The organism is Enterococcus sp. NBRC 3427 (genome assembly GCF_007996925.1).
In the GTDB taxonomy this organism is placed as follows: Bacteria; Bacillota; Bacilli; order Lactobacillales; family Enterococcaceae; genus Enterococcus_B; species Enterococcus_B lactis.
Genome location: NZ_BJLL01000035.1, coordinates 1 through 21,268 on the forward strand (window position 1 = coordinate 1; position 21,268 = coordinate 21,268).

Here is a 21,268-nt window from a genome sequence, read left to right on the forward strand (position 1 = left end):
AACACCCTTTGTTCGGAATAAGGAACTGTGACACGACTCGTGTCACAGTCCTTTTTTTAGTGAAAGGATACATTTCTTCCTTGTATATTCCATGCGTGTTTGAGAGAAAGCATATATAATTTAATTAACAGATAGTTAGGGGGAGAAAGAATGGTTTTTTCAATCACAATGAAACTGGTATTCGGGTTGATTGGCTTGTTATTAGTGGTGCGTTTGCTTGGGAAGAAATCCATGTCGGAAATCACACCATTTGATTTAGTCTATACGCTTGTTTTAGGGGGGATCTTAGAAGAATCAACCTATGATGACAATGTCCATGTAGGTCATGTCCTATTTGCCATTGCGCTTTGGGCAGTAATGATTTATGGTATCGAACGTATCGTCCAAAAAAATGAAAAAGTCAATCGCTGGGTTAAAGGCGAGCCCTCTGTTTTAATCAAAGACGGCGTCATCAACATGACAGAGTTGGCAAATAACCATATCGAGATGGAGCAGTTGCGAGCAATCTTAAGACAGCAGGAATGCTTTTCTCTTGAAAATGCCAAACATGTTATCCTAGAGAATGCCGGTCAAATGAGTGTATTGAAAAAATCAGATGATGACAAAGCTTTGTCGATCCTGCTAGTGGACGAAGGACAAATCCAGCATAAAGTACTTCAATCCAATCAACTAGATGAATCGTGGCTTCTGGAGAATTTGAAGAAAGAAGGCTATGCAGACGTAAAACAGCTGATTTATGTCGAATGGTCAGAAGAAAAAGGGTTCTACGTACTAAACAAAGAAGACGTGATGCATGAATCTTACCGGATAGATGGATAGAGAGAGGTTGTGAAATCAGCTCTTTGACTTGATACTCAAAACTAAGCGACTTTTTTCGCAATCTCCACTAAACGCTGTTCAATCAGCTAATAATAAGATCAAAACGCTGATTGAACAGCCTCTCATGTCACAAACCATTTTTTTGTTTCTTTTAACTCAATATGCCGTACGTCTTCCCAAACTATCGGCTGATGGTCGATCATAAAATAATCTTCATAGGCTTCACCAATGAAATGACCTTCAACCTCATCTAAGAGTCTTCCAAATTCATCTGTTAAATTGAGCTGGATGATTACTGCTTTACGAGATAAAAAAGCTTCTGTCAGTATACTATCGATTTCTTGTAATGTCATTTGTTGTTTAGGGATAGGTTGTTTGCGTGCTTCTTCTTCATTTTTTTTGATACCGTTGACTAGTTCTTCCATCGCAAAAGCGGTTCCCCATTTTAATCCAAATGGACGATCTCGATACTCGTTATAGTCAATGAATTTTTTTGCTGTCCGTCTCATCTTTTCCACCTTCTAATCCACTCATACCACCTGCATGCCCACCAACGAGAGAGCTACGTGCAATGGCGCGTCCTCCTTGCAAGAGACTATGCGCATGGATGATTGATTTAAAGCCGTATTTTTTTCTGATCGTATCGACTACAAAATCAACTTTTGCTTCATTTATCTGCTTCTCAGGATCTTCAAAAAGGTTAAGCTGTAAACCTGTCGCGTATACGAGGTTGGAACAGTTCACGCCAATACGTCGAATATCCTGACAGCGGTAATGCTGGTGGAAAATGGTCAATAAAGCATCTGCTAGATCTCTGCTAGCATTTGTCGCTTCGATTTTTATTTGCTGGTGAAAACCGGTCTTACCATTTGGATCAAGATAACCTAAGGAGTATCCTACCCATAAGCTGACTACTTGTGCTTTTGCTGCAGATCGTCTCAAGCGGGTGCCGACTTGATCGGCCATTTCTTTGATAACAATCTCGATTTCTTCTTGCCTCGTATAATCTCTATCTAGAATTTGACTATTTCCGATACTTTTTGATTTCGGTATATATTCTTGCCCTAAAAAACTTCGATCGATTCCCCAAGCATGGGCATAAAGCTGAGTACCGATGATCCCTAACGTGCTTTTCAAGTGATAATAATCCGCGTGAGCTAAATCATAAACCGAATGTATACCCATTTGTTTCAGTCGTTTTGCTGTTCGTTTGCCGATTCCCCAAAAGTCAGTGATATCTGAGATTGTCCATAACTTTTCTGGGACATCTTCATAACGCCATTCAGCAATCATTTGTTTTCCGTCTTTTGAGCCATTATCTAAGGCTAGTTTAGCAAGTAGTGGGTTATCACCGATTCCTATAGTCGTGTAGATTCCGGTCTGTTCAAATACATCTTTATGGATCAGCTTAGCCATGTCGTACGCATTCGTTTTACCAAAGAGTGCCATGCTATTTGTTACATCAAGGAAGCTTTCATCAACGGAATAGACATGATGGTTCGCTTCATCTGCATATTTTTTATAGATAGTATTGATTTCTCTGTTTTTTTCCATATAATAGGCCATCCTTGGAGCAACAATATATAAATCACTTGGATAGGGAAAGGGTAAATCTCTGGCGCGGCTGATATTGGTGATGCCGTATGCTTTTTTTGCTGCAGGACTGGAAGCCAAGATTAATCCGCTACCCCGTTTTTCTGTCGAATCAGACGGATAGGACATTACTACTAATTTAGTTGTAAGGGGATCAAGATCCATTTCCACGCACTCTACGGAGGCGTAAAAAGATTTGCAGTCAATACATAAAATATCTCGTGAAGGTTCTTTTTCATAAACAAATACTGGATTTTGATTCGCCCACATAACAATCACCTCTTTTACACAATTAGAACACATGTTCCCTTTTTGTGTCAATAAAAAACAGCAATTTTCAAATGTGAGCCTTTTGCTCATGTTTGAAAATTGCTGAGAGGTTATTTGTACCTATTTATTTAGCTGTATTCATTGATTTTTCTATCAAACATGAACGGCTTCTGGATCGATCTTTGTTGTCCCATTTCCAATGTGTGCAACATAAAATTCTGGAGCATAGCCGACAACTTTCATATATTCATCATAGACATTGTTTTTGAAGGCAGGTATATTTTCTTCTTTGACAAGAGCAATCGCACAGCCACCAAATCCAGCTCCTGTCATTCGTGCACCTAAGACACCTTCTTGTTTTTGAGCAGCGTCCACTAGTGTATCTAACTCGATCCCAGTCACTTCATAATCATAGCGAAGAGAGTGGTGAGAATCATTTAGCAGTTGTCCAAATGCTTCCAAGTTTCCAGCTTCTAATTCAGCTTTTGCTTTCAAAGTACGTTGATTTTCATAAACAGCATGACGAGCTCTGCGTATCAATGTATCATCACCGATTTGGTCAATAGTTGATTCAAATTCTTCTTCATCTAAGTCTCCTAAAGAAGAGATAGGCAAAGTTTTTTGCAGACGTGCCAAGGCTTCTTCGCATTCGCTGCGGCGTTCATTGTATTTTGAATCTGCCAATTCCCGACGTTTATTCGTATTCATGATGACGATTGCATAACCATCTAGTTTCACTGGGACCATTTCATATTTCAGCGTATTTGTATCTAACAAAATCGCATGATCTAGCTCACCGAAGCCGATGGCAAACTGATCCATGATACCTGAATTGACACCGATGAATTCATTTTCTACTTTTTTACCCGTTTGGACTAGTTCCAAACGATCCGTTTTTAAATCAAACAGATCTTCTAATACAACACCTACCAATAATTCTAATGAAGCACTACTGGAAAGTCCTGCACCGTTAGGAATTGTTCCTTCCACCAACAACTCAAATCCATGATCAATTGGGTGTCCAGCTTCTTTTAATTTAAGGACCATTCCTTTTACGTAGTTTGCCCAATTTGCTTTTTTATCATATTCTAGCTCGTCTAAAGTAAAACTGATGACACCGATATCATCAAAGTTTGTGGAATAAACTAATATTTTATTATCGTCTCTAGGTGCGGCGACTCCTTGCGTTCCATAAGTGATGGAAGCAGGGAAGACATGACCGCCATTGTAATCTGTGTGTTCACCAATCAAATTGATGCGACCTGGCGAGAAGTATTGTGTAGTTTTTTTAGGGCCGAATGTTTCGGCAAATTTTGTGTTTAAGCTTCTTTTGATTTCCATGATGAGTTATTCCTCTCTTGTTTTGATTTTGAATTCTGTCACTGTTTCAAATGTTGTTCCGGCTTTTAAATGAATCGAACCAAATGCTGAGAAGCGCTCTGCCCCTGGAGCTGTTTGAGTCTCAAATGTGATGCCGCCGTGATGTGCCAGTTTTCGACCACGCATTTCTGGTGTTTCTGGACCGAAATTTGCAGTGAAAATAACCATACTAGAAGCATCTGTAGCGATATCTACTTGGATTTTTTTATCCGGACTAGTCAAGTGAGCAGCTTCTTTATCCAAGCCAGATTCTTTTAAGAAAAATGGATGATCGATTCCGTCAACGAGTTCTTTTTGATCCAAATCACTAGCAAAAACGGACGCTAGTTTTTTAGGCGTTTGAAAATCGAAAGCATTCCTTGCAGTATTTTCTTTTACTCCTATAGGAATACTGTCTGCTCGTAAAGGAGCGTAAGCTTCACTATTGAGCCAAAGCTCATGTTGATCGATCGTTTGAGAAGCATCTCCCGTCAAGTTGAAGTAGACATGATTTGTCGGATTGAATAAAGTATCTTGATCGCTGATGCCGCGAGTGGTCACCCGCCAGATATTATCTTGTGTCAAAGTATAACGGACTTCCACATCCAATGTACCTGGAAAACCATGTTCTCCGTCGGGACTTGTAGTAGTAAAAATGACAGAAGCTTCATTTTCGCCATTCAAAATGACATAAGACCATTTTTTTAATTCAAATCCAGGAGAACCACCATGCAGATTATGCCCAGTTTTTGGATCTGTAGCTAATTGGTAAGTTTTTCCATTGAGAGAAAAGCGGCCATTTTCGATCCTCCCTGCGGTGCGACCGATAGACGCGCCGATATACGGGTCTTTTTCGATATATTCTTCAGCGGTGTCAAATCCCAAAACTAATTCTTGATCATTTGTTTTTAAACGAACGATCCTAGCACCTAAATCAGAGACAGAAAGTACTAGCTTGTTTTTATTCTCCAAGGTTATCAAATGATAACCTTGGCCGAAATCTTTTTCTGTAATCTTCATTTTCAAGATCCTTTCTTAATGTGAAGGAACTACTGCATCGTGAAGTTCATCTTCCATTGTATCAGCTGGAGCCAACTTGTTTTCTAATTCCTCAACGATTTGTGCATGTTTTTTCTCTGTCAATGTAATCTTCCAAGCAAAAATAATAGCGGAGAAAATCATCAAAGCAGCAGGAGCATAGAATGCATAAGCTTTGAAAGTCGTTACACCATGAGCAGTGATATCAGCAGCAGTAGCATTACCAGTCATCCCAGAAGCGATAGCGACAAAACCTACGATCCCGTTAGACAAAGCACCAGCGATTTTATCTAGTAAAGGACGAATAGAGAGAGTAACAGCTTCATTACGGATACCATTTTTCCATTGACCATATTCAACAGAGTCTGTGATTGTCATCAAAGCGGATAAGAAAATCAATTGTTGAGGGAAGTAGAACAATACTAACCCGATGATAACGATTGGCAAACTTGAACCTGCGATCGTAAAGAAAAAGTAGGAAGAAATCATCATTGTGATTCCGCCAAGGTAAACGTAGCGACGAGAGATGACGCGTGTAAGCATTGGGAATAGTGGAACAGCTACTAAACCAAGTAAGGCAGCAACTAGCCCAACGATCCAAAATTCAGTTGGTTGGCCAAGTACATATTTGAAGAAGTAGAACAATACAGCAGTCGTTGCTACATTAGCAATTGCATAAGCGATATAAGCAAGGGCAAGCCACATCAATTGATCATTTTGTGCAACTGCTTTGAACACATCTTTGATTCCGGCTTTTTCATTTTGTTGACGGATCGCAGTATCGACTTCTTTTGTTCCCAAGGCAGTGATAATCGCAGTACCGCCTGAAATAACAGCAGCAATCACACCGAACCAGAACCAACCTGAAGCGCCTTCAATATGTTTATGAGTAACAAGATAGGTAAAGAAAGTAACGATAGGGACAACGACTAGTGTAGTACCATTTGCACCTAGAGAAGAGCCGAAACGAGCAAACGTAGCAAATTTTTCACGTTCCTTTGTTTCCGTGCTCAAAGCAGGAATCATTGACCAAAAAGCGATATCCTTGAATGAATAAAAACTATCCAGCAAGATGAAAACGATTGCAAATAATATGATAAATAAAGTTGTATTATGAGTAGCTAAGCCAAAGAAATTGGTAAATATTGCTACCAAGAGTACAGAACTAACAATACCACCGATAACTAACCATGGTTTGAATTTACCATATTTTGTACGGGTATTATCAATAACGCCACCAATCAAAGGATCAAAAATAATTTCAACTAAGCGGATACCTACAACTAAGCTTGTAACTGTAGCAATCATTTTTGCATTCGTTGCCTTATCTGTTCCTGCAAACATCTGGCTTGTCACGAATACCATAAAATAAGTGCTTAATGTAACATAGAATGTGTCGTGTCCAAAAGCGCCTAAAGCGTAGGACACACGTTGGATCATTTTGCTTTTCATAATCTGTATTCCTCTCCTGTTCAATATATAATACTAAGTAAACCGGTTACAACGAATAACAAAGATCTTTTAATGACTTAAACTTAACAAGAAATCGCTTCCTTTTTAATATATTTCTGTGACTTTTATTTAACTTTTTGTTGCATTATACTAAAGAAGTAAGGAGGGGAAGAAATGGAGCAATCGATTTTTTTAAAAAAGGAACATCAACAAGTAGAAAAAGAATTGTATTTTGATTTTTGCGGCTTCTCTAAAACGATGCCGTTTCATTCTTTTGGTCCTGCTATTCGCAATGATTACATCTTACACGTCGTGATGGAAGGCAAAGGATCTTATCATGTGAAAAATCAACAGTTTCAATTGAAAAAAGGAGATCTATTCTTGATTCGTCCAGGAGACTCGACATTTTACTTATCAGATGGAGAAGATCCATGGATGTATTGTTGGCTTTCTTTCGGTGGACATGCGGCAGAAGAAATCATCCGGCAGTCGCTTTTCAGAGAAGACCAGTACACGATGGTCTCTTCCGATATACAAAAATATATCGACATTATTTTAGAATGCATGAAAGATACGGAAGAAACCTTGGAAAATGAATTACAGTTAACAGCACTAACCTACCGTTTTTTATCAGTCCTTTTAAAAGACGGCGGAAAGATCAGCGGTGGCGTACAAAAAGTTCATTCCTCCTTAGCTGTTGAGACAGTCAAATATATCGAGGCACATTATGCGGAAAATTTATCTGTTGAGGAAATCGCCCAGCATTTAGCTGTCAACCGGAGTCACTTGTCACGAGTATTCAAAAATCATATGGGTACTAGTATCAAGGAATATTTGATCGGGGTACGGATTAATCGAGGGGCATTTCTTCTTTCCCTGACGGATGAATCCGTGGAAAGCATTGCCTATCAAGTAGGGTTCAATAGTCTAGTCGTATTTAGCCGAATGTTCAAAAAGAGTACCGGAGAAACGGCTACGAACTATCGTAAACGGATGAAAAACGAAAATTTTAAGAATATTGCTTTGGATACTTTGAAAAAACAGTTGGAAAAACAAACTGCAGTCTCTTGGACGACCTAATTTGCTTGGACAAAAGGACAAGCATCGGCAAAAGAAACTTGTGGCGGTTATGCTACACTGTAAAACGAAGACTAAAAAAGGAGGAGAAGGGATGCGCACACTTATCATCATCAGCCATCCAACGATGGAGGAATCTCTGAATCAGCAATTTTTCAAAGAAGCTTCTGCCAGTTTATCCGTTACTTGGCATCATTTAGAATCAAGTTATCCAGATGGAAAGATAGATGTAAAGGCTGAGCTACAGCTCCTAGCACAGCATGATCGAATCATTTTCCAGTTTCCATTTTACTGGTATAGTTCCCCTGCTCATTTAAAAATTTGGCAAGATAATGTTTTGGAACAAGCAGCACATGTATTAGAAGGAAAAGAATTAGGGATCGTATTGACAACAGGTGTGGCGGAAAAGGAATATCAAGCTGGAGGGAAAGAAGAATATACGATCTCCGAATTTTTGAGACCATATCAGCGAATCGCAAACAAATTCCATATGACCTATCTTCCGCCATTCGTTTTAGCACAATTTATGTATTTATCCCAAGAAAAACGTTGGGAGAAGCTAATTGCTTATCAGCAGTATCTCTCATTGGAAGGGAAGCCATCGCTTACTCAACGGATTGACTGGTTTATTCAAAGAGTACAGGAAAATCAGAAAATGCAGGAAGAAGATTCGGAAAAACAAACATATATCATAGAAGCACTGACTGACGCAAAAGAGCAGATCGAAGACTTGTCCTTTACACTGCAAGAAATGAAAGGAACTTCATTATGACAAATGAATGGTTGATCCAACAATTAGATGAATTAAGTGAAAAATCAGAATATCAAGACCGTGCACTCTTATATGAGATAAAGAAACTGATGGCTGAGATAGATGAACGAACAACACAGTTGCAAGGAGAAATCGACGGACGATCTTGGAATCATCTCAACTGGTGAAATTTTCTTATAAATAACAAGGATAAAAATGTGCACAATGACAATTATTTGCTACAATAAGAATATGAAGCGTTTGATAACGCTGTTATACATAAAAATTGGTGGTGAAAAAAATGTATGATGAAAATGAGTGGGGAGAAAATGTTCGGATGACCCGAAGAAGACAGCAAAAACAGGCAGCACGTAAGCGGATGATCATGATTGGGGCAGCAGTTGCCGTTTTTTTGATCATAGCAGGAGGAGTAGCAGGGCTGTATTTTCACGGGAAAAATTCGTCAGATGCAAAAAGCATGACCGTAACGGAAACAACGACAAAGAAAACAGATGCGAAACAAACAAGTGAGGCATCGACTGAAACAAAAGAAACACAAACTTCTGAAGAAAAAACAGCAGATGATTTGCCAGAGCAACTCCAAGCAATCGTCAATGATTATTCGAAAAAGATGGAAGAAAAGACACCTGTGTTGATTGAAGAATACCAAACAGAAATCCAGGGAAATCAAGAGGGCATAGCTGGTTTATCCGCAGTTGCTAACCAAAAAGCACGTGAGCTCCAAGCAATCTCCGACGAAGGAATCGGAAAATTACGTGCAGCGTATCAGTCAGCAGATAATAAAGACGGTGTAGCCTTAGATACCTTGATCAATCAGCTATCGGCTAACTATACGAATCATGTCGCTAAGATTTCCGACATATATTTGCAGACGAGCGCTTCTCTTCAAGCAGAGTCAACAAGCACACAAGAAACAGCATCTTCTGAGTCTGAGACGATAGAATCGACAGAAGCTTCTGGAATGCAAGCTCGAACAACGCAAGACATAACAGAAAACACTGAAACGACTACTAGCAGTACGACGTCACAGGCTGCGACAACTGTTGTTTTGGAAGGAGAAGGTCCAAATCAAATAGCTGAGCGAACTGGCGTACCAGTAGAAACGATTTTGTCACTGAATGGGATGAGTATGGACGATTATTTCCTGACTCCCGGTGAGACACTAAAATTGAATTGATAAAAGCAATAAAAAGAACGAAGACTCCCTTGATGGAAGCTTCGTTCTTTTTATTTGGCGGTTCTTTTTTCACGTATAAAGTAATGGATCGTCATGTAAAGCAAGAAAACGAGACCAATGATCAAAGAAATCCTTGTTTCAGGATTGATAAACATGAAAATCAACACGATAGCTAAAAAAGCAAGTGTCGCATAATTCGTGTAGGGAGACAGCGGCATTTTAAAAGGATGATCATGCATTTTATCTGCGTGAGTCTTTTTGAAGCGAATCTCACTGATCAAAATCACCACCCAAGGAACCATACCAGGTAAAATACTTGAGCTGTATACGAAGACAAAGATATTTTCTGACTGGTTGATGAACATTGGCAGAAGATAATTTAAGATCAAACCAATCAAGATTCCGCCTGAGATGGCTACGACAGGGTAAAAAGGCGCACCATGACGAGATAATTTCAGAAACTTTTTAGACATCTTTCCATTCATCGCAAGTGTATAGACCATACGGCTTGCACTGAAAATACCTGAATTGCAACCTGATAATGCCGCTGTAATCACGACAAAATTGATCAACCCTGCAGCAAATGTAATGCCGATTTTAGAAAAAGTTTGGACAAAAGGCGAGCCAATCTCACTCAATTGATTCCACGGATAAATACTCACAATGATAAAAATGGCACCAATATAAAAAATCAAGATTCGACCGATAGTGGATTGAACAGCTTCAATGATCGTCTTTTTAGGATTCTCTGCTTCGCCAGCAGTCATTCCGATCAGTTCGATCCCTTGATAGGAAGCAACGACGATCGATAATGCAAAGAAAAAGCCCTTGACACCGCCAGTGAAGAATCCACCGTTTTTCCAAAGATTTGAAATTCCTACCGCCTGGCCATGATTACCAAATCCAAATAAAATCACCCCAAGACCTGCAATGATCATCAAAATGATTGTTATGACTTTGATGATCGAAAACCAAAATTCTAATTCGCCAAACGCCTTGACAGAAATAAGATTTGCCAACATAAGAAATAAGACGACAATGATGCCGGGAATAATTGCTGGCAGATTGGGCCACCAATAATTCATATAAGATCCTACAGCGATTACTTCACTTATCCCTACGACAATATATTGAAAAATATTACTCCAAGCGGTCAAGTAGCCAGCCACAGGATGGATGTACTCGCTCGCGTAATTTGCAAAAGAACCAGTCGAAGGATCGACGTAAAGCATTTCGCCTAAAGCACGCATAATCAAATACAAAAAGAATCCTGCAATCGCATAAGCTCCCATCACTGAGGGCCCTGTCCAGCGTATGGTTGAGGAGGCACCCATAAACAGACCGACACCGATCGTTCCACCTAGTGCGATCATTTGGATATGACGGGCACTAAGACTTCGAGTTAACTTTTCTTCTTCCATACAAAAACTCCTTTCGTTGTTGAGTCAACAGGAAAAATAATTAAACGTTTCAATAGATAGTTGTATTATTTTTAGGTTAGCCTTATTGAACTCTTGATGTGATTCTACAGAAAATTTTCATAAAATGCGAGGAAAATTCGAAAAAAACTTTTTCATCTTTCTACTTGTAAATGCTTTCCTTTTTAGTTAAACTATATTTAAATAAAAAGTTAGGGAAACCTAAAAAGGAGTGTGGGATTTGGAACGAACGGCCATTGCAATTCAAGACCTTTCAGCCGCTTATCAAGGGAAAACTGTTTTGAAAACCATCAATTTAACAATAAAGCCACAAAAAATCACTGGTATCATCGGACCAAATGGCGCAGGAAAATCAACATTCATGAAAGCATTGCTAGAGTTGATACCAGCTTCTACTGGTAAAGTCGCTTTTTCCGGACAGCCAGTAAAATCAGTCCGTAAAAAAATAGCCTATGTGGAGCAGCGAAGCGAATTGGATCTTTCCTTTCCAATCGATGTGTTAGGCGTTGTACTTTTAGGGACGTATCCATCTTTACGAATCGGACAGCGGCCCGGGAAAAAAGAAAAAGAACGAGCAAGACAAGCATTAAAAAAAGTAGGGATGGAAGACTATGCCAAAAGACAGATCAGCGAACTATCGGGCGGTCAGCTTCAGAGAGTTTTTATTGCACGAGCTCTAGCTCAAGGCGCAGAGTGGATCTTTTTAGATGAACCATTCGTAGGAATCGATGCATTGAGTGAACGAAAAATCTTTGACATCTTGCAAGAATTGAAGAATTCAGGAAAAACGATTCTGATCGTCCATCATGATCTTCATAAAGTAGAAGAATATTTCGATGAAGTTGTTCTTTTAAATAAACAGCTGATCGCTTCTGGTCCAGTACAAGAAGTCTTTACATCAAAGAATCTTCAACTGGCCTATGGTGAGATCATCGGACATTTAGTAAAAGGAGGAGAGAAAAAATGATCCAATCTTTTATTGATGGACTGATGAATTATCAATTTCTACAATATGCCTTGGTCACTTCCATGCTTGTAGGACTTGCTTCTGGAGTCATCGGTTCCTTTATTATTTTACGTGGGATGTCTTTGATGGGAGATGCTATCTCTCACGCTGTTCTTCCAGGTGTAGCCATTTCTTATATGTTTGGTTTTAGTTACATTTTTGGAGCCACTGCTTTTGGGATGTTGACAGCAGCGGTGATTGGTTTCGTGACACAGCGGAGCCGATTGAAAAATGATACAGCAATCGGGATTGTCTTTAGTTCGTTTTTTGCATTAGGGATCATCTTGATTTCATATGCTCAAAGTGCGACAGACCTGTATCATATTTTATTTGGGAATGTCTTAGCTGTTAGGGAGAGCGATCTGCTGCTGACAGCACTAGTCAGCGGAATCGTCTTGATATTTGTTTTTTTCTTTTATAAAGAATTGAAGATCACATCATTCGATCCAACAATGGCAAAAGCTTATGGGCTGAATACGTCACTGATCCATTATCTTTTGATGTTCTTTTTGACATTAGTCGCTGTAGTTAGTTTGCAGACGGTAGGAACGATCTTGGTGATTGCCATGTTGATCACACCAGCTGCCACAGCTTACTTGTTGACGAACCATTTATTAAAAATGATTATCACGGCTGCAGGGATCGGTATGTTCAGTGCCGTTGTCGGCGTATTTTTCAGTTATAGTTACAATTGGCCATCAGGAGCTACGATTGTTTTAGCATGTACCGCATTTTTTATTCTTGCTTTTTTATTCTCACCAACAAAAGGAATTTTATTTCAGAAAGGAAGCAGATAGATGAAAACAAAGAAATCACTTTTTTTGATCCTGGCAATTAGTTTATTAACGTTAGTTGGTTGCGGAAAGCAAACTTCAGATCAAGCAGACGAAGTAAGTAAAGAAAAGCTGTCAGTCGTAGCAACCAATTCGATTTTGGCGGATATGGCAAAAGAGGTTGGAACAGATAAAATAGATATCCACAGTATCGTACCAGTCGGAACAGATCCGCATGAATATGAAGTACTACCAGAAGACATCAAAAAGGCAAGCGACGCAGATGTCATTTTATACAACGGATTGAATCTTGAAACAGGTAACAGCTGGTTCGATAACTTGATGGAAACAGCTAAGAAAGAAGAAGGAAAAGATTATTTTGCAGTTAGCAAAAATGTAGAACCTCTTTATTTAACTAGCGGTGAAGAAAATACAAAAGCGGATCCTCATGCTTGGCTAGACCTGTCTAACGGAATAAAATATGTGCAGGAAATCGCACGTATATTCTCTGAAAAAGATGCAGAAAATGCGACACATTATAAGAAAAATGCAGAAACATATGTGGAAAAACTAAAAGAATTAGATACACAAGCGAAGGAAAGTTTTGCTTCTATCGAAGAGAACAAAAAATTATTAGTAACAAGTGAAGGAGCATTCAAATATTTTTCAAGGGCTTATGATTTGCCAGCAGCATATATATGGGAAATCAATACAGAAAGCCAAGGCACGCCTGACCAAATGAAAGCAATTATTGATCAGGTAAGAGCAAAAGAAGTGCCAGTTTTATTCGTGGAAACCAGTGTAGATCCAAGAAGTATGGAGCGAGTAGCAAAAGAAACGGGTTTGGAAATTTATGATAAATTGTTCACTGATTCTATAGCCAAAGAAGGGGAACAAGGAGATTCTTACTATCAGATGATGAAATGGAACATCGAAACAATCCATGAAGGTTTATCCCAAACAAAAGAGAGCTGAAAAACGCAAGGTCTGGCTTAAGGAGCGGACCTTGCGTTTTTTTACAAGAAACCGGAAAAAATTATGATGTTTTTCGGCGTACAGATACCCTTTTTGAGAAAATTCCGTTATAGTTAGAGTAAGGAAGGAAGGTGTGGCTATGAATTTTACACGTAAAGATAAATATACGATTAAAGAAGAAGTATTTCGATTGATCAGCCAGCAAGAAAATACCGACAAGGATCAAGACCTTCAATTTCTTGAAGCAGAATTAGCTAAATTATTCATAGCAAATCAAAACGAGACAACAGAACCAGATGAAGAGCAGCTGTACATAGGCAAATGGTTGTTTGATGAATTTCAGCCTTTAGATGAAAATACCGGTATCGGTTATTTTGTGTTCCTTTCTCCAGTCGGCTTCACACCTGGCGTATTAGTTAAACAAAACGACGAAATAACCGTCAAAGCATGGCCTGCTTTGTTTTCAGTAATCAAAGCAGAAGGAGTAATCAAAAAGATCCAGTCGGCCTATTATAAAAGTCAATTTATTGCCAACAGCAAATTAATGAATATGTTTTATAACCGTCTAGTAGAAATTGCCAGACCCGGAAAGATCCCGCAAACATTCACGTATACGCAGCAAAAAAATCTCTATGAAGAAGTACTGTATTCCCGCGATCTGTCTGAGTTTTCACCATGGGAAGAGGTAAGGCTCCATGAATTGTTAAGTACAAAACCAGTTTCTTTGAATTTTTTCAACGCATTGGATAACAAAAGAAAATTGATTTCGACAAATTATTGGGAAGTATTTGCTGCAAGAAAAAAATGGATGGAAGAAAAGAAGATTGCTGATCAGCAGATCCAGTTTGTCCAACTGAAAAAAGAAAAACTATATTATGGATTATACAGCCGTTAACAACAAGCGAGGAAGACCATGACATTAAAAGAAGAAATCATACTAGAAAGCAAACGATTAGGAATTGACAAGATCGGGTTTACGACGGCGGAGCCTTTTGATTCATTAAAAGAATCGTTGGAAGAGCAAAAAGCAGCCGGCCACACTTCTGGTTTCGAACACCCAAATATCGATGAGCGTCTTTATCCAGAAATGACATTTGATCAGCCAAAATCAATCATTTCCATTGCTCTTGCGTATCCTACTAGGATCCATGAAGAAGTACCTAGGGATGAAAAACGTGGGCAATTTGCTCGTGCCTCATGGGGAATCGACTATCATGATATACTGAGAGACCGATTGAATCGATTGATCGAATTCATCCAAACAAGAGCAGAAAAATGGCAAAAAGAAGAGGAATGGCGTCTAGCTCCGCAAGTAGACACTGGGGAACTGATCGATGTCGCTGTAGCACAGCGAGCTGGATTAGGATTTATCGGCCGAAATGGATTGTTGATCACCGAAGAGTTCGGTTCATTTGTCTATCTTGGTGAGATTGTCACTAATATCGTATTTGAGCCGGATAAACCAGGAGAGTTTGGTTGCGGTGACTGTATGCGCTGTGTGACTGCTTGTCCGACGAAAGCATTGCTTGGTGATGGCAGAATGAATGCACAGCGATGTTTATCTTATCAAACGCAGACAAAAGGGATGATGCCCGAAGAATATCGGAAAAAAATGCGAAATGTCATTTATGGATGCGATATCTGCCAGTTAGTCTGCCCTTACAATCAAGGAAAAGATTTTCATTTTCATGAAGAGATGGAACCAAAAGTAGATGAAGTATATCCAAAATTAAAGCCGATGCTGTCGATGTCGAATAAAGACTTCAAGCAGCAATTTGGGCATTTAGCCGGTTCGTGGCGTGGAAAAAAACCTTTGCAGAGAAACGCATTGATCGCTTTAGCTAATCTAGGAGACCGAACGGCATTGCCTGAGATTTCAGAATGTTTAACGGATGTCCGCCCTGTCATCAGAGGAACAGCAGCTTGGGCTATTGGACGTCTCGGAACAAAAGAGCCAGAAAAATGGCTTGATGTATTAGATGAAACATTAGCTAAAGAATCGGAAGAAGTCGTCATAAATGAACTAGAACATGCACAAAAATTGTTGCGGAGAAAGTTAAAATAAAAAAATAGCAAGCATTATTCATTGTTTTTGTCCAGTAATTGTTGTAACAATTACTGGATTTTTTTTATTTTTTACACTTTTTTAATAAATTATGAGAGATACAAATAAAAAAATTCTAGTTTTTTTACAAGAAATGAGGAGAAATGTTACAAAAACATGTGTTTTTCATGGAATATAAAAAAACATGAAAAATCGTTTCCTTTGTTGATTTCATTAGGTTCTACGACTTTAGTCTGATTTTTTATTTGTTCCAAATGTTACAAATATTAAATAATCCGTCATTTTGTCATTAAATGTCATGATTCTTTTACCTATGAAATATTTCTAAATGATAAAGTTAATAGCGTCGAAAGAATAAAAAACGGAGAAAAAAAGGAGTTTAATATGAATTCATTTAAGAAAATTGTTTTAGGTACAACTTTTGCTGCTGGTGCTACTGCAATGTTTGTAGGAACTACAAATGCTCACGCTGATGAAGTTTACACAGTAAAATCAGGTGATTCATTATCTAAGATTTCACAAAAATTTGCAGGAGACAACTCAATGATCGATGCAATTGCTGAAAAGAATTCAATTGCAGACATCAACCGCATTTATGTTGGTGAACAATTAACAATCCCAACTTCAAATGATTCTTCAGCAACAACAGAAAGCAACACAACAGAAAATACAGCATCTACAACTGAAACAGCAACGCAAGAACATACATACGTTGCACCTGTTGAAACAGTTGAAGTAGCTCCTGCTGCCCCAGCTGCTGCAACGGCGCCAACTTCAAGCTCTGCAAAAGAATGGATCGCACAAAAAGAATCAGGCGGTTCATACACAGCTACTAACGGACGTTACATTGGCCGTTACCAATTAGATGCTTCATACTTAAACGGCGACTATTCAGCTGCCAATCAAGAACGTGTAGCAGAACAATACGTAACATCTCGTTATGGTTCATGGGATGCTGCTAAAACATTCTGGTTAGCAAACGGTTGGTACTAAGCCGATAAAAGAAAAATGATGAAACCGAGAGTCTTGTTTATTCAAGTTCTCGGTTTTTTTTATGAAAAATAAATGATTTGTTTCCCTCAGCACAGCAGTACAAATAAAAACTCGGATAATGTATAATAAAGAAAACGCTTTTTTTGTTTAGGGGATGAGGAGGAGCCATGAGTACAAAAGAGAGTCTCGAATTAGAGGAAATCACAAGTGAAAATCCACTGCTATCCAGTATTCGATCCATTGTTGAAACGGCATTCTACGGTAATAATGTTCAAGAAGTTTTTGACAGGAAAACAGCTTATCAACTAGCAAAAGGGAGTCCAGGAACGATCATCACAGATATAACAGTCTCACATGCTGAAGAACTAGATTTACCAGCTGATGCTAGGACACTAGTATTCAATGATGGAAGTATTGTAGGAAGAACAGCAAGTGCTCGGCGTATCTTTGAGGACTTGGACAAGGAGCAAAGTAAATACGAGAAGATTTTGAGAGAAGCCGTGTATCAAAGTCGAAAGCGACAATTTTATCATACAAAAGTAATCGTTGGTCTATCTGAAGAATTTTCTGTACAAAGTCATTTGTTGATTCCAGAAGGATTTGAGAACAATTTGTATTCTTATATACTGAATTTTCAGCCAGCGAATGCGAAGACCTTGGCTACTTATCAAAAATCTGCGTCCTTTGACGAGGGAGATCTTTATATCTTTTGTGATCCCGAATGGACGCATGAAGCCTTTCCCAATGGACTCGTTTTATTTGATTCTCTCCATAATACAGCTGCTGTGCTAGGATTACGTTACTTTGGGGAATTAAAAAAAGCGACTTTGACGCTTGCTTGGGCATTGGGGAATCGCAATGGTTTTATTGCCTGCCATGGCGGGATGAAACAATATACTAGTAATGATCAGACTTATACGATGGCTGTATTTGGGTTGTCCGGTTCTGGAAAATCAACGATCACCTTAGCAAAACATTCGGAAGGGCACTCTGTTACGATCCTACATGACGATGCTTTTGTTATTTCTAGAAAAAATGGTTTTGCTACTGCCTTGGAACCTTCTTACTTTGATAAAACACAAGACTATCCGTCTGATGATCCGGCCATTTCTTCTTTCCTTACTTGTCAGAATGTGGGCGTGACATGTACAAGTAAAGGAGAAAAAGTCCTAGTGACAGGAGATATACGAAACGGAAATGGGCGGACAGTCAAATCACGTTATGCGACACCAGACCGAACCGATCATCTTAGCGAAAAGATCGATGCTGTTTTTTGGATCATGAAAGATGATTCACTTCCGCCAATTATCAAGATCAATGACCCGGTTTTAGCAGCGTCTTTTGGTGCAACATTAGCAACAAAACGATCAGACGCGGAAAATATCACTACAAAAAGACAGCTAGATGAGCTAGTCATTGAACCATTTGCTAATCCTTTCCGTGTCTATCCTCTTAGGGAAGACTATCAAGCTTTTCGAGAGTTGTTTTTGAAACAGCAAACAGCCTGCTATGTCCTGAATACTGGATATTTCGATGATAAAAAAATCAAACCTGAAACGACATTGTCAATCGTTGAAAGAATCGTGCAACAAACGGCAGAATTCAAGTCGTTTGGTCCGTTTGAAGACATCCACTATTTACCTATACCAGATTTTCCTGTTTCTTTTGAGGATACGTCTTATAAAAATCTGGTGAAACAACGACTTGATAGTCGTTTACGATTCATTGAAGCTCAGATAGGAAAAGATCTCTTGCCAGATGAAACAAAAGAAAGTTTGGAGAATTTGATTCAGAAATTGAACTAAAATAACAGCTTTTTCAAGAAGTAATCCATGCGCTATATCGCTCGGAATCCTTACTTGAAAAAGCTGTTTTTCTATGATGGATTTTTCGTAATATAGGTGGAGATGTCCTTTTGATAATCTTCCGTAGGCCAATGACCAGTATTTAAGAAGTTGGCTAATAGATAGCCGATATAAGGGCCTGTCGTCAAACCAGAAGAGCCTAGACCGCTAGCAGCCAGTAGACTTGGGTCATCTGGCAATACGCCAAAAAATGGGGAAAAATCTGACGTATAAGCACGGGTACCTACACGGAACTCGTATGGCCAGTTTTTTATCTGATTTGGATCGGCCAAGAACTGTTCTGTACTCTTAGTCAATCCCTTATAAGCTTCGCTAGTAGGAGCCAAATCCCAGCCTTGATCGTTCTCATGGGTAGCACCTAAAAGGATCTTTCCATCCATGAAAGGAATGAAATCAGCTTCTCCGTCAAGCATAGCAACAGGCCAGTCTTGACTCAACTTATAAGATGTCTGAAATGCTAAGAGCTGCCCTTTTTGCGGACGTATATCTGCAGAATAGCCTAATTTTTTCAATAGAGGCTTAAGTGCAGGACCAGGTGTCAAGATTACGCGGTCAGCTGTGTATTCTCCAAATGATCCCTTGATGAGCCAAGAATCGTTCTTCTTGTGCAAGGTGACTTTTGCCTGGATCTGCTCGATTTGTTTTTGTACTAAACGCTGACCAAGATGTTCTAAATATGCTTTTCCATCCAGACGACCACCACCACTGATACGCAGTGAAACTGCTGGCTTCAATAACGGAAGAGCTTGGGATGTCTGTTCAGGTGAAAGCCATTCGATGTTTCCAATTTCTGGCGCTTCTTCTTTTCGTTTCTCCGCAAGAACAGCTAATTCAGCTAAATCTTGTTCAGGCCGAAGCAAAAGTGTCCCTGATTGTGCATAAATCGTTTGATCAAGTTGGAAATCTTTTATAAGTTTAGGGAAAAAAGCAGCGCCGTCTTTAGCCAGACGATACCATTGTTTGTTTCTGCGTTTTGACAACCAAGGGGAGATGATCCCAGCGCTTGCTTTAGTTGCCTGTCCTGTCCCTTCATCAAACAAAGCAACATCGAATGTTGATGTATCCAAGTAATTGGCTAGGGTCATACCAATGATCCCACCACCGATAATGGCAATTTTTTCCATAAAAAAGCCTCCTTTTACAAACAACCATTTTCACACAAAAAAACGGCAGATGCAACACCTGCCGTATATGGAAACTACGCTTTTTTAGCAAAAAACAGAGAATAGACGAATCGAGCAAAGCTGATAAGAAGTAACAGCAATAAGACGCCCAATGCCGCTTTTGATCCTAGTGTAGTAGACACTTCGTAATTATGGGAAGTATGATGCTGAACATAATTGATAATAACCGCTACTAATGAAGTAGCCACAGCACCAGAAAACTGTTGCAAGGTATTGAACATTGCATTCCCGTCTCCTTGCAGTTCTTCATTCAGCGCATTCATTCCAGTCGTCATCATATTGCTGTAAGACAAACCGATACCGACCATATAAAAAACATGACAGGCAATCAATACACCCAATGAAGCGTGTCCGATAAGCAGGAATAATGCTAGCCAACCAATCAAAGAAAGGATCAATCCAGCAAAAATTGGCTTCTTCGGACCATATTGATCCAGCATTTTACCAGAAAAAGGAGAAAGCAAAGCACCAACCGCTGCACCGGGAAGCATGGCTAATCCAGCGACAAAAGGACTGCTTCCTTGAACGATCTGAAGGAAATTCGGTAAGACAAAAGACACACCAAGTAATAAAAACTGATAAACCAAGAAGCCAATCAAAAACAAACGGAATGTTTTATTTGAAAGAATGGACAGCCGAATCAGCGGATGTTCCACTTTTTTACTTCGATAGTAAAATAGGAACCAGCCAATCCCGCCAATGATCAAAGCAATCCAACTAGAAAGTGTTCCCAACGTACTCAAAAATGTCAGACTTCCACTAAACAAAAGACAGATTCCTAAAACGCTCCACCAATCCAAATAACCATTTTTTTGTACTGCCATCTCGGGAATAGCAAACCAGCCGATAATCAAAGAAAGGATCAAAATGGGCACAAGAAACAGGAAAATATGATTCCATGTAAAATGTGAAGTCATAATGCCTCCGTAAGTGGGTCCAATCGCTGGAGCAATGGCCGTTGTCAAAGTACCGACACCCATCATCGCGCCTCGTCGATTGAGGGGGGCAAATGTCAAGATAATATGGAACATCAACGGAAGAGCGATACCTGTCGCTGCCCCTTGGAGCAATCGACCAAACAATAGGACCATGAAGGTAGGAGAGAAGAAATCGATCATTATCCCTGCTAAGAAAAGCAGATTTGAAGCTAAAAAGAGTTTTTTGAGACTAAAATTGCGATTCAAATAAGTAGACAGCGGAACAATGATCGAAATCATCAAAAGATAAATCGTTGTTACCCATTGGACTTGTGCGGTCGTTAAATCAAACTGTCTGATAAGAGTGGGGAAAGTTACATTCATGGCCGTCTCGATCAATACGCCCGCAAAAGACATCATCCCTGTTGCAATTACTGCAGGTACTAAAAGCAGCTGTTTTTGTTTTGTCATTTACATCACCTCTAAAAATTTCG

The 21,268-nt window shown here is 39.3% G+C and carries 20 protein-coding genes; 12 read left to right on the top strand and 8 right to left on the bottom strand.

Annotated features, from left to right (window positions below; genetic code table 11):
• Positions 1-150: 150 nt before the first annotated feature.
• Complete coding sequence (locus tag ESP02_RS08485) at positions 151-819, top strand: DUF421 domain-containing protein (RefSeq protein ID WP_002308119.1); 669 nt, start codon at positions 151-153, stop codon at positions 817-819.
• A 122-nt stretch (positions 820-941) separates the two neighbouring features.
• Here the strand turns inward: ESP02_RS08485 and ESP02_RS08490 are convergent, their stop codons facing one another.
• From ESP02_RS08490 to ESP02_RS08510, 5 genes are all read right to left on the bottom strand, one after another.
• A complete protein-coding gene (locus ESP02_RS08490; protein WP_002314505.1) occupies positions 942-1,328 on the bottom strand; it encodes a hypothetical protein in 387 nt (128 codons plus the stop codon).
• Entirely contained in the window at positions 1,300-2,682 is a 1,383-nt protein-coding gene (locus tag ESP02_RS08495) for a Y-family DNA polymerase (protein ID WP_025478536.1), read from the bottom strand. Before ESP02_RS08495 ends, ESP02_RS08490 begins: the two co-directional genes overlap by 29 nt.
• 153 nt (positions 2,683-2,835) lie before the next feature.
• Positions 2,836-4,023 carry a galactokinase gene (locus tag ESP02_RS08500; protein WP_002314506.1) on the bottom strand — a complete coding sequence of 396 codons (1,188 nt, stop codon included), beginning with the start codon at positions 4,021-4,023 and terminating at the stop codon, positions 2,836-2,838.
• A 6-nt stretch (positions 4,024-4,029) separates the two neighbouring features.
• Positions 4,030-5,061 carry an aldose epimerase family protein gene (locus ESP02_RS08505; RefSeq protein ID WP_002374892.1) on the bottom strand — a complete coding sequence of 344 codons (1,032 nt, stop codon included), beginning with the start codon at positions 5,059-5,061 and terminating at the stop codon, positions 4,030-4,032.
• Positions 5,062-5,076: 15 nt separating this feature from the next.
• Positions 5,077-6,531 carry a glycoside-pentoside-hexuronide (GPH):cation symporter gene (locus ESP02_RS08510; RefSeq protein ID WP_002374893.1) on the bottom strand — a complete coding sequence of 485 codons (1,455 nt, stop codon included), beginning with the start codon at positions 6,529-6,531 and terminating at the stop codon, positions 5,077-5,079.
• A gap of 174 nt (positions 6,532-6,705) precedes the next feature.
• Here ESP02_RS08510 and ESP02_RS08515 point away from each other — a divergent pair, with 174 nt between their 5' ends.
• From ESP02_RS08515 to ESP02_RS08525, 4 genes are all read left to right on the top strand, one after another.
• Complete coding sequence (locus ESP02_RS08515; RefSeq protein WP_002312019.1) at positions 6,706-7,611, top strand: AraC family transcriptional regulator; 906 nt, start codon at positions 6,706-6,708, stop codon at positions 7,609-7,611.
• A gap of 91 nt (positions 7,612-7,702) precedes the next feature.
• The gene (locus tag ESP02_RS08520) at positions 7,703-8,380 is read left to right on the top strand and encodes an NAD(P)H-dependent oxidoreductase (RefSeq protein ID WP_029682540.1); all 678 of its coding nucleotides are present in this window, start codon (positions 7,703-7,705) and stop codon (positions 8,378-8,380) included.
• Positions 8,377-8,547, top strand: a complete 171-nt coding sequence (locus tag ESP02_RS13335; RefSeq protein WP_002291423.1) for a hypothetical protein — start codon at positions 8,377-8,379, stop codon at positions 8,545-8,547. Before ESP02_RS08520 ends, ESP02_RS13335 begins: the two co-directional genes overlap by 4 nt.
• 113 nt (positions 8,548-8,660) lie before the next feature.
• The gene (locus ESP02_RS08525) at positions 8,661-9,557 is read left to right on the top strand and encodes a LysM domain-containing protein (RefSeq protein ID WP_038398437.1); all 897 of its coding nucleotides are present in this window, start codon (positions 8,661-8,663) and stop codon (positions 9,555-9,557) included.
• Between the two features lie 50 nt (positions 9,558-9,607).
• Here ESP02_RS08525 and ESP02_RS08530 read toward each other — a convergent pair whose 3' ends face one another.
• Positions 9,608-10,978 (bottom strand): amino acid permease, encoded by a 1,371-nt coding sequence (locus tag ESP02_RS08530; RefSeq protein ID WP_002314512.1) that lies wholly within the window; start codon positions 10,976-10,978, stop codon positions 9,608-9,610.
• Positions 10,979-11,216: 238 nt separating this feature from the next.
• Here ESP02_RS08530 and ESP02_RS08535 point away from each other — a divergent pair, with 238 nt between their 5' ends.
• The 7 genes from ESP02_RS08535 (at position 11,217) to ESP02_RS08565 (ending at position 18,613) form a co-directional block, all read left to right on the top strand.
• Positions 11,217-11,963: a metal ABC transporter ATP-binding protein gene (locus ESP02_RS08535; protein WP_025478537.1), complete on the top strand. Its 747-nt coding sequence runs from the start codon at positions 11,217-11,219 to the stop codon at positions 11,961-11,963.
• Positions 11,960-12,799 (top strand): metal ABC transporter permease, encoded by an 840-nt coding sequence (locus ESP02_RS08540; protein WP_002308137.1) that lies wholly within the window; start codon positions 11,960-11,962, stop codon positions 12,797-12,799. Before ESP02_RS08535 ends, ESP02_RS08540 begins: the two co-directional genes overlap by 4 nt.
• Positions 12,800-13,750: a metal ABC transporter substrate-binding protein gene (locus tag ESP02_RS08545; protein WP_002374903.1), complete on the top strand. Its 951-nt coding sequence runs from the start codon at positions 12,800-12,802 to the stop codon at positions 13,748-13,750. It begins immediately after the preceding gene.
• A 139-nt stretch (positions 13,751-13,889) separates the two neighbouring features.
• Positions 13,890-14,645, top strand: coding sequence for a hypothetical protein (locus ESP02_RS08550; protein ID WP_002374905.1), 756 nt, complete (start codon positions 13,890-13,892; stop codon positions 14,643-14,645).
• A gap of 18 nt (positions 14,646-14,663) precedes the next feature.
• Positions 14,664-15,815, top strand: a complete 1,152-nt coding sequence (gene queG, locus ESP02_RS08555; protein WP_002374907.1) for a tRNA epoxyqueuosine(34) reductase QueG — start codon at positions 14,664-14,666, stop codon at positions 15,813-15,815.
• A gap of 384 nt (positions 15,816-16,199) precedes the next feature.
• Positions 16,200-16,808, top strand: coding sequence for a LysM peptidoglycan-binding domain-containing protein (locus ESP02_RS08560; protein WP_002314516.1), 609 nt, complete (start codon positions 16,200-16,202; stop codon positions 16,806-16,808).
• A gap of 167 nt (positions 16,809-16,975) precedes the next feature.
• Positions 16,976-18,613, top strand: a complete 1,638-nt coding sequence (locus ESP02_RS08565; protein WP_002374909.1) for a phosphoenolpyruvate carboxykinase (ATP) — start codon at positions 16,976-16,978, stop codon at positions 18,611-18,613.
• A 71-nt stretch (positions 18,614-18,684) separates the two neighbouring features.
• Here the strand turns inward: ESP02_RS08565 and ESP02_RS08570 are convergent, their stop codons facing one another.
• Positions 18,685-19,797, bottom strand: a complete 1,113-nt coding sequence (locus tag ESP02_RS08570; protein ID WP_002374911.1) for an FAD-binding oxidoreductase — start codon at positions 19,795-19,797, stop codon at positions 18,685-18,687.
• 74 nt (positions 19,798-19,871) lie between these two features.
• On the bottom strand, positions 19,872-21,245 hold the full coding sequence (locus ESP02_RS08575; protein WP_002374914.1) for an MFS transporter: 1,374 nt from the start codon (positions 21,243-21,245) through the stop codon (positions 19,872-19,874).
• Between the last annotated feature and the right edge of the window lie 23 nt (positions 21,246-21,268).

Bases quoted from the DNA above. Each gene is read 5' to 3' on its own strand.
- ESP02_RS08500 (WP_002314506.1), bottom strand. From the start codon at position 4,023: ATGGAAATCAAAAGAAGCTTAAACACAAAATTTGCCGAAACATTCGGC.
- queG (WP_002374907.1), top strand. From the start codon at position 14,664: ATGACATTAAAAGAAGAAATCATACTAGAAAGCAAACGATTAGGAATT.
- ESP02_RS08540 (WP_002308137.1), top strand. From the start codon at position 11,960: ATGATCCAATCTTTTATTGATGGACTGATGAATTATCAATTTCTACAA.
- ESP02_RS08505 (WP_002374892.1), bottom strand. From the start codon at position 5,061: ATGAAGATTACAGAAAAAGATTTCGGCCAAGGTTATCATTTGATAACC.
- ESP02_RS08510 (WP_002374893.1), bottom strand. From the start codon at position 6,531: ATGAAAAGCAAAATGATCCAACGTGTGTCCTACGCTTTAGGCGCTTTT.
- ESP02_RS08495 (WP_025478536.1), bottom strand. From the start codon at position 2,682: ATGTGGGCGAATCAAAATCCAGTATTTGTTTATGAAAAAGAACCTTCA.
- ESP02_RS08565 (WP_002374909.1), top strand. From the start codon at position 16,976: ATGAGTACAAAAGAGAGTCTCGAATTAGAGGAAATCACAAGTGAAAAT.
- ESP02_RS08560 (WP_002314516.1), top strand. From the start codon at position 16,200: ATGAATTCATTTAAGAAAATTGTTTTAGGTACAACTTTTGCTGCTGGT.
- ESP02_RS08575 (WP_002374914.1), bottom strand. From the start codon at position 21,245: ATGACAAAACAAAAACAGCTGCTTTTAGTACCTGCAGTAATTGCAACA.
- ESP02_RS08525 (WP_038398437.1), top strand. From the start codon at position 8,661: ATGTATGATGAAAATGAGTGGGGAGAAAATGTTCGGATGACCCGAAGA.
- ESP02_RS08490 (WP_002314505.1), bottom strand. From the start codon at position 1,328: ATGAGACGGACAGCAAAAAAATTCATTGACTATAACGAGTATCGAGAT.
- ESP02_RS13335 (WP_002291423.1), top strand. From the start codon at position 8,377: ATGACAAATGAATGGTTGATCCAACAATTAGATGAATTAAGTGAAAAA.
- ESP02_RS08515 (WP_002312019.1), top strand. From the start codon at position 6,706: ATGGAGCAATCGATTTTTTTAAAAAAGGAACATCAACAAGTAGAAAAA.
- ESP02_RS08485 (WP_002308119.1), top strand. From the start codon at position 151: ATGGTTTTTTCAATCACAATGAAACTGGTATTCGGGTTGATTGGCTTG.
- ESP02_RS08545 (WP_002374903.1), top strand. From the start codon at position 12,800: ATGAAAACAAAGAAATCACTTTTTTTGATCCTGGCAATTAGTTTATTA.
- ESP02_RS08570 (WP_002374911.1), bottom strand. From the start codon at position 19,797: ATGGAAAAAATTGCCATTATCGGTGGTGGGATCATTGGTATGACCCTA.
- ESP02_RS08550 (WP_002374905.1), top strand. From the start codon at position 13,890: ATGAATTTTACACGTAAAGATAAATATACGATTAAAGAAGAAGTATTT.
- ESP02_RS08530 (WP_002314512.1), bottom strand. From the start codon at position 10,978: ATGGAAGAAGAAAAGTTAACTCGAAGTCTTAGTGCCCGTCATATCCAA.
- ESP02_RS08520 (WP_029682540.1), top strand. From the start codon at position 7,703: ATGCGCACACTTATCATCATCAGCCATCCAACGATGGAGGAATCTCTG.